12 protein-coding genes are annotated in these 13,250 nt (G+C 72.1%); 6 read left to right on the forward strand and 6 right to left on the reverse strand.

Annotated elements, in window-relative coordinates:
• Nucleotides 1-3 precede the first annotated feature (3 nt).
• Nucleotides 4-1,395 carry an MFS transporter gene (locus AB0C35_RS08210; RefSeq protein WP_358451967.1) on the reverse strand — a complete coding sequence of 464 codons (1,392 nt, stop codon included), beginning with the start codon at nucleotides 1,393-1,395 and terminating at the stop codon, nucleotides 4-6.
• A gap of 106 nt (nucleotides 1,396-1,501) precedes the next feature.
• On the opposite strand from AB0C35_RS08210, the gene AB0C35_RS08215 reads away from it, so the two are divergent.
• Entirely contained in the window at nucleotides 1,502-2,122 is a 621-nt protein-coding gene (locus AB0C35_RS08215; protein WP_358451969.1) for a TetR/AcrR family transcriptional regulator, read from the forward strand.
• 78 nt (nucleotides 2,123-2,200) lie between these two features.
• Here AB0C35_RS08215 and AB0C35_RS08220 read toward each other — a convergent pair whose 3' ends face one another.
• The 5 genes from AB0C35_RS08220 to AB0C35_RS08240 all read right to left on the reverse strand — a co-directional run bounded on the left by AB0C35_RS08220 (nucleotide 2,201) and on the right by AB0C35_RS08240 (nucleotide 7,058).
• Nucleotides 2,201-3,478 (reverse strand): flavin-dependent oxidoreductase, encoded by a 1,278-nt coding sequence (locus AB0C35_RS08220; RefSeq protein ID WP_358451971.1) that lies wholly within the window; start codon nucleotides 3,476-3,478, stop codon nucleotides 2,201-2,203.
• Between the two features lie 100 nt (nucleotides 3,479-3,578).
• A complete protein-coding gene (locus AB0C35_RS08225) occupies nucleotides 3,579-4,442 on the reverse strand; it encodes an ABC transporter ATP-binding protein (protein WP_358452419.1) in 864 nt (287 codons plus the stop codon).
• Nucleotides 4,443-4,498: 56 nt separating this feature from the next.
• The gene (locus AB0C35_RS08230; RefSeq protein WP_358451973.1) at nucleotides 4,499-5,302 is read right to left on the reverse strand and encodes an ABC transporter permease; all 804 of its coding nucleotides are present in this window, start codon (nucleotides 5,300-5,302) and stop codon (nucleotides 4,499-4,501) included.
• Nucleotides 5,299-6,075: an ABC transporter permease subunit gene (locus AB0C35_RS08235; RefSeq protein WP_358451975.1), complete on the reverse strand. Its 777-nt coding sequence runs from the start codon at nucleotides 6,073-6,075 to the stop codon at nucleotides 5,299-5,301. The genes AB0C35_RS08230 and AB0C35_RS08235 overlap by 4 nt, the downstream gene beginning before the upstream one ends.
• Nucleotides 6,072-7,058, reverse strand: a complete 987-nt coding sequence (locus tag AB0C35_RS08240) for an ABC transporter substrate-binding protein (protein WP_358451977.1) — start codon at nucleotides 7,056-7,058, stop codon at nucleotides 6,072-6,074. Before AB0C35_RS08240 ends, AB0C35_RS08235 begins: the two co-directional genes overlap by 4 nt.
• Before the next feature lie 443 nt (nucleotides 7,059-7,501).
• On the opposite strand from AB0C35_RS08240, the gene AB0C35_RS08245 reads away from it, so the two are divergent.
• From AB0C35_RS08245 to AB0C35_RS08265, 5 genes are all read left to right on the forward strand, one after another.
• The gene (locus AB0C35_RS08245; RefSeq protein ID WP_358451979.1) at nucleotides 7,502-10,759 is read left to right on the forward strand and encodes a nitrate- and nitrite sensing domain-containing protein; all 3,258 of its coding nucleotides are present in this window, start codon (nucleotides 7,502-7,504) and stop codon (nucleotides 10,757-10,759) included.
• Entirely contained in the window at nucleotides 10,756-11,205 is a 450-nt protein-coding gene (locus AB0C35_RS08250) for a roadblock/LC7 domain-containing protein (protein ID WP_358451981.1), read from the forward strand. Before AB0C35_RS08245 ends, AB0C35_RS08250 begins: the two co-directional genes overlap by 4 nt.
• Before the next feature lie 30 nt (nucleotides 11,206-11,235).
• Nucleotides 11,236-11,688, forward strand: a complete 453-nt coding sequence (locus AB0C35_RS08255) for a DUF742 domain-containing protein (protein WP_358451983.1) — start codon at nucleotides 11,236-11,238, stop codon at nucleotides 11,686-11,688.
• 40 nt (nucleotides 11,689-11,728) lie between these two features.
• Complete coding sequence (locus AB0C35_RS08260; RefSeq protein ID WP_358452421.1) at nucleotides 11,729-12,343, forward strand: ATP/GTP-binding protein; 615 nt, start codon at nucleotides 11,729-11,731, stop codon at nucleotides 12,341-12,343.
• Nucleotides 12,344-12,476: 133 nt separating this feature from the next.
• Nucleotides 12,477-13,250 carry an SGNH/GDSL hydrolase family protein gene (locus tag AB0C35_RS08265; RefSeq protein ID WP_358451985.1) on the forward strand — a complete coding sequence of 258 codons (774 nt, stop codon included), beginning with the start codon at nucleotides 12,477-12,479 and terminating at the stop codon, nucleotides 13,248-13,250.

A 13,250-nucleotide genomic window follows, 5' to 3' on the forward strand; every position in this document is an offset into this window, starting at 1 on the left:
CCATCAGGTCGTGGTGCGCCGGACGGTCAGCGGCAGCCCGGCCAGGCCCGCTCCGGCGGCGGCGAGTGTGCAGAACAGGTAGATGGCGGTGTAGTCGTCGTGCACGGCCCGGCCGGGCAGCATCGCGGCGAGGATGGCGATGCCGAGCGCGCCGCCGAGCTGGCGCGCCGTCGTGTTGAGGCCGGTGGCACCGGCGAACCGCTGCGGGTCGACCGACAGTGCGGCGGCGGACGCGGTGCCGGTGGTGAGCATCCCCATGCCCGTTCCGACGAGCAGCCCGATGGGCAGCCAGAACGTGAGGAAGTGCGGCTCGGACGGAAGCGACGCGACCGCCCAGGTCCCGGAGACGACCATGATGAGCGCGCCTCCGGTGACGGCGGGCCGGACTCCGATGCGGCCGGTCAGCCGGCCCATGGTGACCGCCGCCGCGGTGGCGGTGAGCGCCCCGGGCGTCGAGGCGAGGCCCGCCTTCAGGATCGAGTAGTCCCACTGGGCGGTGAGGTAGAGGACGCCGAGCAGCAGCCACGAGTACAGGGCCGTCCCGTACAGGAACGAGGCGGCATTGGCGAGGGCGAACCGGCGGCTGCGCCACAGCGAGATCTCCAGTGCGGGCACCGGGTGCCGCGCCGACCGCCACAGCGCCAAGGCGACCATGGCCGCGCCGCCGAGCAGCAGGGCGAGCGTGCGGGTGTCCGTCCATGCCCAGTCGCGGGTCTGGGTGACGCCGAGCGCGACGCCGCCGACACCGCCGCCGAGCAGGATCGTGCCGAGCAGGTCGGGAAGCCGGCCATGACCGCCCTCGGCGCGGGGGAGGCGCAGCCCGCCGAGCAGCATGGCCAGCCCGAACGGCACGTTGATGACGAACAGCGACCGCCAGCCGAACTGGTCGACGAGGACGCCGCCGAGGCTGGGGCCGATGGCGGCGGCGAACGCGCCCGCCGCGCTCCACAGCCCGATGGCGCCCGCGCGCCGTGCGGCGGGCGTGTCGCGCAGCAGCAGCGCCAGGGACGCGGGGATCATCGCGGCCGCCGCGGCGCCCTGCACGCCGCGGGTCGCCAGCAGGACGGGCACGTTGGGCGCGATCGCGCAGCCCAGTGAGGCCAGCGTGAACAGCCCGACGCCCCACAGGTACAGCGTCCGCCGGCCGACCAGGTCGGCGAGCCGCCCGGCGGGGGCGAGCAGCGCCGCGAACAGCACCGCGTACAGGGTGATCACCCAGGTCAGCCCGGACAGCGAGGCGCCCGGGAAGTCGGTGCGCAGGTCGGGGACGGCCAGGTTGGCGACGGTCGCGTCGAGCATCGCCAGGAACGTCGCCCCGGCGGCGAGCCAGGGCACGTCGCGCCGCGCACCGGCGGCTGCGGCGGCGGGCGGCGCCGCGGTGGTCTCGGCGGTCATGAGCAATCCTCCAGAAAAATGAACGAACGATCGTACAATTATCTATGGACACCCCTCCCGTCAAGGGTTCGCGGCATTGACTTTGTACGAACGATCGTGCAGATTAATGCGCGTGAGTACCGACGGACGGCTTCTCAAGGGTGAGCAGACGCGCAACGCCATCCTCAGCCGCGCCGCCGACATCGCGTCGGCGGAGGGACTGGAAGGCCTGTCGATCGGCCGGCTCGCCACCGAACTGGGGATCAGCAAGAGCGGCGTGTTCACGCACTTCGGCTCGAAGGAGGAACTGCAGCTCGCGACCGTCCGCAAGGCCGTCGAGCTCTACCGCGAGCATGTCATCGAGCCCGCCCTCGCCGTCCCCCAGGGCCTCGGCCGCGTCCGTGTCCTGCTGGACGCCTGGCAGCGCTACCAGCGCGAACCCGTCTTCCCCGGCGGATGCTTCTTCCACTCCACGATGGCCGAGTTCGACGCGCGCCCGGGCCGCGTCCGCGACGCCATCGCCTCCTCACAGCGCGACTGGCGCGACTTCATGGAACGCTGCCTGCGCGAGGCGCGGGACCGCGGCGAGATCGACGCGTCCGCCGACGTCCCCCAGCTCGCGTTCGAGCTGGACGCCGTCTGCCGCACCGGCTCGGCCCACGCGCTCCTCCACGACGACCCGACCCTCTACGACCGCGCCGCCCGCGCCATGAGCACCCGCCTGGCCGCCGTCACGACCTCCGGCTGAACACCGGCCGCGCCTCGCCAGCGGCAGAAGCGCGAAGCGCGGTGAGACCGGGCCCCACCGCGCTCAGCGTCGGAACCCTCAGCCGGAGACCGTGTACGACGGCCGGCTGTTGAGGGTCTCGACGTCGGAGAACGACGTCTGGCGGTAGGCGCCGGCGATGGTGTTCAGCTCGCCCGGCTCCAGGACGTCCTCGATGGCGGCGAAGCCCTCCGGGGCGCGCTCGCTGACCGTCTGCAGGATGCGGTCGGCGGGCATGTCGCGGCAGGCCAGCACGATGGCGTTGACCGTCTCGCGGCGCTCCCGCTCATAGGCGAGCAGCGCCTCGGCCGGGTCGGCGGCCCCGGCCAGCTCGTGCGCCAGGACGCGGGCGTCGAGGACGGCCTGCGATCCCCCGTTGGAGCCGATCGGGTACATCGGGTGGGCGGCGTCGCCGAGCAGGGTCACGCGGCCGGACGTCCAGCGGTCCAGCGGATCCCGGTCGACCATCGGGTACTCCAGGATCTCCGCCGAGCCCGACAGCAGCGCCGGGACGTCGAGCCAGTCGAACTTCCAGTCCGCGAAGTAGGGCAGCACGTCCTCCAGGCGGCCCGTCCGGTTCCAGTCGGCGGTGCGGTCGAGCTGGTCGTCGGTGAGCTTCACCTCCGCCACCCAGTTCAGCAGCGCCTTGCCCCGCCGCTCGGCGCGCATGGAGATCGGGTACACGACCATCTTGGACGCGGCGTTGCTGCCCGCGATGGCCAGTGTCCGCCCGCTCAGGAACGGCTCGCCCTCGGTGACGCCCCGCCACATCCGGATGCCGTTCCACAGCGGCGCCGACTCGCCCGGGTTGAGCTGCGCGCGGACGGCGGAGTGCAGGCCGTCCGCGCCGATCAGCACGTCGGCCGTGACGGTCTCGGCGGTGCCGGACGCCCGGTCGAGCAGCCGCGCGCGCACCTGCGCCGCCTCGCCCGGCTCGCCGTCCTGCTCGAAGCCCTCGAAGACGGTGCCGGTGCGGACGGCGTCCTCGCCGAGCCGCGCCAGGACGGCGTCCAGCAGCATCATCTGCAGCTCACCGCGGTGAATCGAGTACTGCGGCCAGTGGTAGCCGAGCGCGCGTCCCCGCGGCTCCCCCCAGATCCGGCCGCCGTACCGGTCGAAGTGCACGGTCTCCGCGGTGGGGATGCCGATCTCGGCCAGTTCGTCGCCGAACCCCAGCTCGGTGAGCTCCCGGACGGCGTGCGGGAGCAGGTTGATGCCGACGCCGAGCGGCCGCAGCCGGACGGCGGAGTCGACGACGAGCGCCTCGACACCGGCCTCGTGCAGGCTCAACGCGGTGGTGAGCCCGCCGATCCCCGCACCCACGATGAGTACGCGCATGAATCGCCCTCCCGTTCGTTCCCGGGCAGGGCGGGGCCGGTGTGGTGGCGGCCCCGCCCGCCACGGTCTCGTTGCGTGCCGCCGGTCAGGGCGGCGGTTCTCAGCGAGCCGGCTTCGTGCCCGAACTCGCGCTGGACTTCTTCACGGTGCCGGATTCGGCCGGCGCCGGCTCCTCCGCCGGCGGGGAGCCGGCGGGCGCCGCACCGGGCACCTTCGCGCCGCCGCGGACCAGCCGGCCGACCTCGGCGCGGAGCTGGACGAACTCCGGAAGGCCGCGGGTGTCGATCTGGTCGCGGACGGAGGGCAGCCCGACCGTCAGGTCGGCGTGCACGCGGGCGGGCGAGCGGTTCAGCACGATCACCCGGTCACCGACGTAGACGCTCTCGTCGATGTCGTGCGTGACCAGCAGGATCGTCATCTTCTGGGTCCGGTGGACCTCCAGGACGAGGTCCTCCAGGTCCTCCCGGGTCTGCGCGTCCACGGAGCCGAACGGCTCGTCCATCAGCATCAGCGAGGGACGGTAGGCCAGCGCCCGCGCGATCGACACGCGCTGCTGCATGCCGCCGGACAGCTGCCACGGGTACTTGCGCCCCGCGTCGTGCAGGCCCACCGACTCCAGGGCCTCCTCCGCCGCGGCGCGCCGCTCCGAGCGGGACTTGCCGCGCCTGCGCAGCGGCAGCGCGACGTTGTCGCGGACGGTCAGCCAGGGGAACAGCGAGCGGCTGTAGTCCTGGAACACGACCGCGAGGTCGTCGGGCACGCCGTCGATCGCGTTGCCGTCCAGGGTGAGGGTCCCGCCGGTCGGGCGGATCAGCCCGGCGATGCAGCGCAGCAGGGTGGACTTGCCGCAGCCGGACGGGCCGACGATGCTGACCATCTGCCCGTCCGGGACGGTGAGGTCGAGGCCGTCGAGGGCCAGGTGGCCGTCGGCGTAGGAGTGCGTGAGGCCGGTTATCTGGAGCATCACGGCCGCCTTTTCTGTGTGTACGTCGTCGTGAGGGTCAGCGTGGGGTGCATCGGTCAGTTCGCGAGCCGCTGCGCGCCGATGTGCCAGGCCAGCAGGCGGCGTTCCAGGAGCATGAAGACGGCGTTGAACAGGAACCCGAGGATGCCCAGCATGACGATGCCGGCCCACATCCGGGGCAGCTCGAACGAGCGCTGGGCGCCGATGAGCTCGGAGCCGATGCCCGCGGTGCTGCCGAACAGCTCGGAGATGACCATCAGGATCAGCGCGAACGACAGCGCCACCCGCAGCCCGGCGAAGATCTTCGGCGCCGCCGCCGGCAGGACGATGGTCAGCAGCCGGCGGAACCGGCCGATCCCGAACACCCGGGCCGTCTCCAGCTGCAGGGACTCCACGGTGCGGACGCCGTCGCAGGTGTTGAGCAGCACCGGCCAGACGACGCCGAACGCGATCGTGACGATCTGCATGGTCGCGCCGAGCTGGAACACGATGATGAAGAACGGCAGCAGCGTCGGCGGCGGCACCGCGCGCAGGAACTCCAGCACCGGGGTCAGCATGTCGTACAGGGCCTGCGACCGGCCGACCGCCGCGCCGATCACGACGCCGGCGGCGCCCGCGGCGGCCCACCCGATGAACAGGTGGGTCAGGCTGGTGGAGAAGTCGTCCGTGGCGTTGTCCGTGAGGAACAACTTGGACGCCGGACCGGAGAACCACAGCTCGTGCAGTGCCCCGACGATTCTGGTGGGCGGCGGGAAGTAGGTCTCGTTCACCGCGCGGGTGATCAGCTCCCACGCGACGACGAAGACGACGACCAGCCAGGCGCGCTCGACGAACCCGCGCAGCGGCTTCAGGACCTTCATGCGATCCCCTCCACGCGGGCGGTATGCCACCGGAACGCAATCCGTTCTAGCCCGAGAAGCCCCATGTTGGCCAGCAGTCCGAGGACACCGGCCCAGACGGCCCCGGCCAGCAGCAGGTCCGTGCGGCCGCCGCCGGCCTGGGTGGAGCTGAGATAGATTCCCACTCCGTTGACCCCGCCGGCCAACAGCTCGGTGCTGACCACGACGATGAGGGCGACGGAGGCGGCGATCCGGACGCCGGTGGTGATGAACGGGGCGGCGCTCGGCAGCGAGACGCGCCACAGCACCGACGGCGTCCCGAACCCGAAGGCCCGCAGGCTGTCCTTGGCGACCGGGTCGACGTCGCGGAGCGCGTACAGGGTGTTGATCAAAATCGGCCACAGGCAGGCGTAGAAGATCAGCGACATCTTCATCTGCGTGGGGTCGGCGAACAGGATGATGGCGAGCGGAATCAGCGCGACCGAGGGGATGGGGCGAAGCAGTTCGACCAGGGCGCGGGCGGCGGTGCCCAGCAGCGGGACCGAGCCGAGCAGGACGCCCAGCGGCACCGCCACGAGCACCGCCAGCGCGAGCCCGCCGAACCACGCCTTGAGCGTGGCCCCGACGTCGACGAGGAACTCCCCGTCGACGGCGAGTTTCGCGGCCTCCCACAGAACGGTCGACGCCGGGGGCAGGGCGGACGCGTCGATGAGGCCGGTGCGGCTGACGACCTCGATGACGACGACCACCCCGGCCACCCCGGCGGCGCCGAAAGCGATACGGCGAAAACTCATGCGGCGGAGGTGGCGATGAAGTTCTTGACGTCGATCTTCTTGTCCACGTATCCGAACTGGAGCATCACGTCGGCCACGCGCTGGAGACGCGTCGCGTTCAGCGTGGTCGGGAAGGTGCCGTAGCTCATCGTGGCGGCGACCTTGGCGTCGATGCCCTTCGCGTAGGTCGGCAGGGTGTCCTGCACGAGCTTGCGGTCGGCCGCCATGCCCTGGGCCTTCTGGAGCGCGCGCTGGAAGGCGGCGGTCGTCTTCGGGTGCTCCTTGATGAACTCTTCGGTGGCGGCGTAGCCGGCGATCGGGAACTCGGCGGTGGGGCCGCTGGACAGGTCGGCGACCATGCGGGCGCCGATCGACTGCTGCATCTGGGTGCCGAAGGGCTCGATCGCCTGGACGGCCTCGACGCTCTTGGACTTCAGGGCCTGCTCCATGGCCGGCGGGGCGACCTCGACGAAGTTCTTGTCCTCGTCGAACTCCACGCCCACGGGCTTGCCGGCAGCGCGGATCATCAGCGTGCTGATGTTGCGGCGGGTGTTGACGCCGATCTTCTTGCCCTTGAGGTCCTCGATCTTCTGGTACGGGGAGTCCTTGCGCACCATCAGCGTGTGGGTCTTCGAGGCGCCCTGGAAGCCCTCGGCGACGATCTTCGGCTTGAAGCCGGGGTCCTTGACGCCGGCGGTGAGCAGCGAGACGTAGTTGCCGAAGCTGAAGTCCAGCCGGCCGCTCTTCAGCAGCGGGATTCCGGCGGCGCCACCCTGGATGACCTGCGTCTTCACCGTCAGGCCCTCGGCCTTGAACAGGCCCTTGGAGATGGCGATCTGCACGGGCACGGTGTCGGCGATGGTCATCGTGCCAAGGGTGATCTCGGACTTCTCCAGGCCGTTGCCCGAGGTGTTCTCGCCGGAGTCGCCGCAGGCGGCCCCTGAGAGAGCGAGCGCGATGGCGAGTGCGCCGCCGATGACTGTGCGGCGGTGGGAAGCAGACATGAACAACGCTCCATTTGCGGGGGAAGCTGGTTGAAAGCTGATCTTTCAACGAGCCGGGAGCGTAGCGCACCGCGGCCGCGCCATGGGGAAGATGCCAGCTTTACGTGCACTTATGTGAACACACATGAACAAGCTGTGACATTCGCATCTTCTGCATCACAAGTCTAGACCTGTGTGATCATTCGGGTTGGCCATGATGGTTGCTCTGTGTTGCAATGTTCGGCGCTTGCCCACAGTGGTGCGGGCAGGCGACGCGACCCGGATCTCGTTCAGGGTCACTGTGCGCCGCGAGCGATCGACCCATTGAGAGGTAGCGGAGGGCAGTGCGGAAAGCCGAAGGGGCCGAGATGGCCCCGCAGTCCCCTCAGCCAGGCCCGTCTGCCAGCGAAGACGCCCCCAAGCGAGGCTTCCTGGGAGGCCGGTTCAAGCTGCGCAACTGGCGCGTGCGGACGCGCCTGTTCGCCCTCATCGCGGTGCCCACGATCGTGGCCGCACTCCTTGCGGGCTACCGCGTCCAGGTGTCGATGGAGGACGCCGACGCATTCCGTCAGACGGGCGAGATGGCTACGCTCGGTAAGGAACTGACTGCGCTCACGTACGAAGTCGAGAACGAGCGCGACGCGATGGCGAGGCTCGCCGCGGGCGGTGCGCGGGCCATCGACCCCGCCGAGCTCAAGGCGAACCAGGAGGCGGTGGACGCCGCCGCGCGCAAGGTGCAGCAGGCGGCCACCGACGTCGAGGCCACCTCGCCCGCGATGGAACTGGCGATCGGCAACGTCCTCGACCAGGTCAGCGACCTGACCGCGCTGCGGGCGCTGTCCTCGCGCCTCGCGCCCGACGTGATCATCGACAAGTACGGCCAGTTCATCGACGACTTCAGCAACTACCACCTGCTGGTCGCCCAGGACGCCCCGACGCCCGCGCTCGCGCAGAGCGCCCTCGCGCTCGCCGACCTCGCCAAGGCCAAGAGCGCCGCGTCCCGCGAGCGCACGCTCATCGCCGCGGCCCTCTACCAGGGGCGGTTCACCCCGTTCGGCCGCACCGCGGTCGACGACGCCCGCACGGGCCTCGCCTCCAGCACCGAGGCGTTCCGCAGCCTGGCCACACCGGGGCAGCTGCAGCTCTTCGAGGACACCGTCACCGGTCCCGAGCTGGACCGCGCGGAGGTCTCCCGGCTGCGGACGCTCGCCGTCGCCGACTCGTCCACGGACCTGAGGGTCAGGCTCGGCGCCGCCTTCGCCCGGACCTGGGCGACCGACTCCAGCGCGCGGGTCAACAAGCTGCGGACGGTCGAGCAGAACATCGCCGCCGAACTCGCCGACGCGGCCAACGAGGCCAAGGCCGACGCCCAGACCGACGCCATCCGCGACGGGGTGCTGCTGTTCCTCATCCTCGCGATCGTGCTGGCGACCGTCATCCTGGTGGCCCGCTCGCTGGTGCGGCCGCTGCTGCGGCTGCAGGCAGGCGCGCTGGACGTGGCCGGAACCCGGCTGCCCGGCCTGGTCGACCGGCTCCGCGATCCGGAGGCCGCCGCCGGCGGCATCGAGGTGGAGCCGATCGAGATCGACTCCACCGACGAGATCGGCCAGGTCGCGCGGGCGTTCGACGAGGTCCACCGCGAGGCGGTCCGGCTGGCGGCCGACGAGGCCGTCCTGCGCGGCAACATCAACGCGATGTTCGTCAACCTCTCCCGCCGCAGCCAGTCCCTGATCGAGCGCCAGCTGCGCCTGATCGAGGAGCTGGAGCAGAGCGAGCGCGACGAGGAGCAGCTCGGGAACCTGTTCCGGCTCGACCACCTCGCCACCCGCATGCGCCGCAACTGTGAGAACCTCCTCGTCCTCGGTGGGCAGGAGCAGGTGCGCCGGTGGAACCAGGCCGTCCCGCTGATCGACGTCGTCCGTGCGTCGCTGTCCGAGGTTGAGCAGTACGAGCGGGTCGCGCTGCGGGTTCAAGGCGACATGACCGTCGCCGGTCCCGTGGTCAACGACCTCGTGCACCTGCTGGCCGAGCTGATCGAGAACGCCACGGTCTTCTCGTCCGAGCACACGAAGGTGACCGTCTCCGGCCAGATGCTGAGCGGCGGCGGCTCCATGCTGCAGATCACCGACAACGGCGTCGGCATGTCGGCGGAGGAACTGGAGCAGGCCAACTGGCGGCTGGCGAACCCGCCCGTCATCGACTTCTCCGCGGCCCGCCGCATGGGCCTGTTCGTGGTCGGCCGCCTGGCCGTCCGGCACGGGATCCGGGTGGAGCTGCGCGCCGCGCAGGGCGGCGGACTCACCGCGTTCGTGGTGCTGCCCGACGCGGTGATCACCCCCGGCGAGTCCGGCCCGATCGGCACCCGCGGCCTCGGCCCGCGCGACACCGACGGCCAGCAGCTCGCCGCGCTCACCACCGCCGCCGAACCGCCTGCCATCGGCTCCGGCGGCGCGTTCCGCCAGGACGACTACGGCGTCCCCGGCGGCGCGCCCGTCGCCGGCGGGACCGGCGCCCACCCGATGGTCGGCGGCACCGGGCCGCTGCGGTCGCTGCGCGGCGGCACCGGCCCCCAGCCGGCCATGAACGAGACGGGCCCGATCCCCGCCGCCGGCACCGGCGCCCACGCCGCGTTCCCGAACACCGGCCCGCTGCCCGCCGACCCGCGCGGCGAGCAGGGCCGGCCCGGCGAGGACCCGTACCAGCCCGGCGACCGGCAGCCGCCGCGCAGGCCCGGCGAGCTGCCCATCCGCCGGCCGGGCGCGCAGCTGCCGGGACGCCCGGCCGACGACGGCCAGTCCAACGGCCTCTTCCAGCCGCGCAGCGAGCGGCAGCAGGAGGGCGGCGGCGCCGGGAGCAACGGCGCCTACCACCAGGGCGGGCCGCAGTCGGTCGTCCCCGAGGCCCAGCCGATGATGCCCGAGCCCGGCGCGTCGCGGCAGATCCCGTGGGAGACCGGGCCGCTGGAGCAGGTGGGCGGCGACACCGGGCAGGCGCCGCCGGACCCGTACCGGGACGGTTCGCCGACCGGCGGCATGCCCCGGCTGCGAGGGCCCCAGTGGGAGACGGGCGGCATGGCGGTGCCGGAGCCGGCGCGCCCGGGTGCGATGCCGCATCCGCCGGAGGAGTCGGTTCCGGAGCCGCACGTCCCCGAACCGTCCATGCGGGCGCCGCAGGCCCCGCCGGCGCAGCCGCCGCCCGAGCCGAAGGCGCCGCCGCGGGTCCCCGAGCGATCGCCCATCTTCGACGCGATGCAATCGGAGTGGTTCATGCGGAGGTCGGGAGAGAACTCGGGGGAGGACCCCGTGCGGGGCTGGGAGTCCCCGGCGGACGCGGGTTTCCGCGCCGCCGAGGCCGCCCGCGAGCCCGTCGCCACATCGCGCACGAGCGTCGGCCTGCCCAAGCGGGTGCCCGGCAAGAACCGGGTGCCGGGGGCGGTCGGCCGGGCTGCGCCGGCCGGGAACGCCCAGGCCGCGGCGGCTCCGGCTCAGGGCCAGGCATTGCCTCAGGGGCCCGCTCAGGGGCAGGCTGTGCAAGGTCAACCGGCGCCGGGTGCTCAGGGACAGGGCCAGCAGCAGGGTTACGGCCAGACGGCCGACGTCGTACGCAACCGTTTCGCGAGCCTGCAGCGCGGCGTCCATCGGGGACGCCACGAGGCCCGTGGCGCAGGCACGTCAGGTGAGGCGCCGTCACAGGGTGACGGCGAGACAGGAGGCACCCGGTGAGCGGGCAGGATCTCAACTGGTTGGTGACGAACTTCGCGGACCGTGTCGCGAAGGTCGCGCACGCCGTCGTGGTCTCCTCGGACGGATTGCCGATGGCGTACTCGTCGGGCTTCCCGCCCGAGCGTGCGGACCAGCTTTCGGCGATCGCCTCGGGGCTGATGAGCCTGACCCAGGGCGCGGCGAAGATCTTCGACGCGGGCGGGGTGAACCAGACCGTCGTCGAGATGGACCGGGGCCTGCTGTTCGTGATGTCCATCACGAACGGGTCGGTGTTCGCGGTGCTGGCGGCGCCGGACTGCGACCTCGGGCTCGTCGCGTACGAGATGACGCTGCTGGTCGAGCGTGTGGGCCGGGTGCTGACGCCCGCGCTGCGCGCGCAGGAGCAGCAGCCTCCGTACTCGGGGCCTCCGGTGACGGAGATGGGCGCCGGCCCCGCTCGCTATTGACCGTGACTGACTCTGACGGAGGTCGGCGACATGGATCGAGGCAGCTACGGAGGCAGTCCCGGGGTCCCCGGGCGCTGGCCGGGTGAGCAGGGGCGGGTTCCGGCCCAGGGACGTCCCCCCGAACGGCCCGAGGGCGACGGCAGCTCGCTGGTGCGCCCGTACGCCGTGACCGGCGGGCGGACCAAGCCGCGCTACGACCTGGCCATCGAGGCCCTGGTCACCGCGGCGCCCTACCCGCCGCGGGACGTGGCCGTGCTGACCCCCGAATACCGGGCGATCATGGACCTGTGCCGGTCGGCCCGCTCGGTGGCCGAGGTCTCGGCCCTCCTGCGCCTGCCGCTCGGCGTGGCGCGCGTGCTCGTCGCCGACATGGCCGTCGAAGGGCTGCTGCGGCTGCACCAGTCCCAGCCCGCCACCACCGCCGGCGGACAGCCGGACCTCCGCTTGCTAGAAAGGGTGCTCAGTGGCCTTCGGAAGCTCTGACCAGGTTCCGGTCCCGGGGTCGCACGGCGGAGAGGCCGAGCTGACCTCGGTCAAGATCGTCGTCGGCGGCGGGTTCGGTGTCGGCAAGACCACCTTCGTCGGGTCGGTCTCGGAGATCATGCCGCTCACCACCGAGGCGGTGATGACCGCGGCCAGCGCCGACGTGGACGACCTGTCGGCCGTGCCCGACAAGACGACCACCACGGTCGCGATGGACTTCGGCCGCGTGTCGCTCGACAGCGAGCTGATCCTCTACCTGTTCGGCACGCCCGGGCAGCACCGGTTCTGGTTCATGTGGGACGACCTGGTCCGCGGCGCGATCGGCGCCGTCGTGCTGGTCGACACGCGCCGGCTGGAGGACTGCTTCGCCGCGGTCGACTACTTCGAGGAGCTCGGCCTGCCGTTCGTGGTGGGCGTCAACGGGTTCCACGGCGAGTTCCAGTACGCCGTCGACGACATCCGCGACGCCCTGTCGATCAGCGCGCACGTGCCGATCGTCCAGTGCGACGCGCGGAGCCGCGAGTCCACCAAGCAGGTGCTGATCACGCTCGTCCAGCACGCGATGTCGGTGCACGCCACGCCCCCGGCGGGCGCCTCCGCGCCGCCCGCCGCGTCCGGCGGCCAGCTGGGCAGCGCGTCGCCCAGCTGGACCTGACACCCGATCCTGGGGTAGGGGGCGCGGGGGATGTCGCGTGCCCCACAACGGGCCTGGCTACGGTCGCGTAGGTCGTGTGCACCATGCACAATTCTTCTACGTGATCGACCATGGACCGGTGATGGGGCTTGCGATGGGTGAAATGAGGCAGATCCGGACGTACGTGGCCCTCGGCGACAGCTTCACCGAGGGTCTGAACGACCCCTACCCGGGCGAGGAGGACCGCTTCCGCGGCTGGGCCGACCGGCTCGCGGAACACCTCGCCGAGCGGAGCCCCGGCCTGCGGTACGCCAACCTCGCGGTCCGCGGCAAACTCGTCCGCCAGATCGTGGACGACCAGGTGCCGCGCGCCGTCGAACTGGACCCCGACCTCGTCACGCTGTGCGCCGGCGGCAACGACATGATCCGCCCCGGGGCCGATCCCGACGCCCTCGCCGTCGTCTTCGACGACGCCGTCCGGCGGCTGCGGGCCACCGGTTCCCGCGTCGTCGTCTTCACCGGCTTCGACACCCGCGGCCTGCGCAGCGGCAGCCGCATCCGCGGCAGGGCCGCCACCTACAACATGCACCTGCGCGCCATCGCCGACCGCCGCGGCTGCACCGTCGTCGACCTGTGGCCCCAGCGCATCTTCCACGACCCGCGCGCCTGGTACGAGGACCGCCTCCACCTGTCGCCCGAGGGCCACCGCCGCATGGCCCTCTTCGTCGCCGAGGTCATCGGCGTCCCCGTCGCCGGCGACTGGCGCGAGCCGTGGCCGCCCCTTGACCGTGCCGACTGGCTCACCATGCGCCGCGAAGACGTCCGCTGGGCCCGCACCTACCTCCTCCCCTGGATAGGCCGCCGGGCGACGGGCCGCTCCACCGGCGACGGCCGGGGGCCGAAGCGCCCGACCGCCCTCCCGCTGTAG

The organism is Spirillospora sp. NPDC048819, from assembly GCF_040650055.1.
Taxonomy (GTDB): domain Bacteria; phylum Actinomycetota; class Actinomycetes; order Streptosporangiales; family Streptosporangiaceae; genus Spirillospora.

Coding starts and splice junctions, on each gene's coding strand:
- AB0C35_RS08255 (WP_358451983.1), top strand. CDS start 11,236: ATGGATCGAGGCAGCTACGGAGGCAGTCCCGGGGTCCCCGGGCGCTGG.
- AB0C35_RS08265 (WP_358451985.1), top strand. CDS start 12,477: ATGGGTGAAATGAGGCAGATCCGGACGTACGTGGCCCTCGGCGACAGC.
- AB0C35_RS08235 (WP_358451975.1), bottom strand. CDS start 6,075: ATGAGTTTTCGCCGTATCGCTTTCGGCGCCGCCGGGGTGGCCGGGGTG.
- AB0C35_RS08240 (WP_358451977.1), bottom strand. CDS start 7,058: ATGTCTGCTTCCCACCGCCGCACAGTCATCGGCGGCGCACTCGCCATC.
- AB0C35_RS08210 (WP_358451967.1), bottom strand. CDS start 1,395: ATGACCGCCGAGACCACCGCGGCGCCGCCCGCCGCCGCAGCCGCCGGT.
- AB0C35_RS08225 (WP_358452419.1), bottom strand. CDS start 4,442: ATGCTCCAGATAACCGGCCTCACGCACTCCTACGCCGACGGCCACCTG.
- AB0C35_RS08230 (WP_358451973.1), bottom strand. CDS start 5,302: ATGAAGGTCCTGAAGCCGCTGCGCGGGTTCGTCGAGCGCGCCTGGCTG.
- AB0C35_RS08215 (WP_358451969.1), top strand. CDS start 1,502: ATGCGCGTGAGTACCGACGGACGGCTTCTCAAGGGTGAGCAGACGCGC.
- AB0C35_RS08220 (WP_358451971.1), bottom strand. CDS start 3,478: ATGCGCGTACTCATCGTGGGTGCGGGGATCGGCGGGCTCACCACCGCG.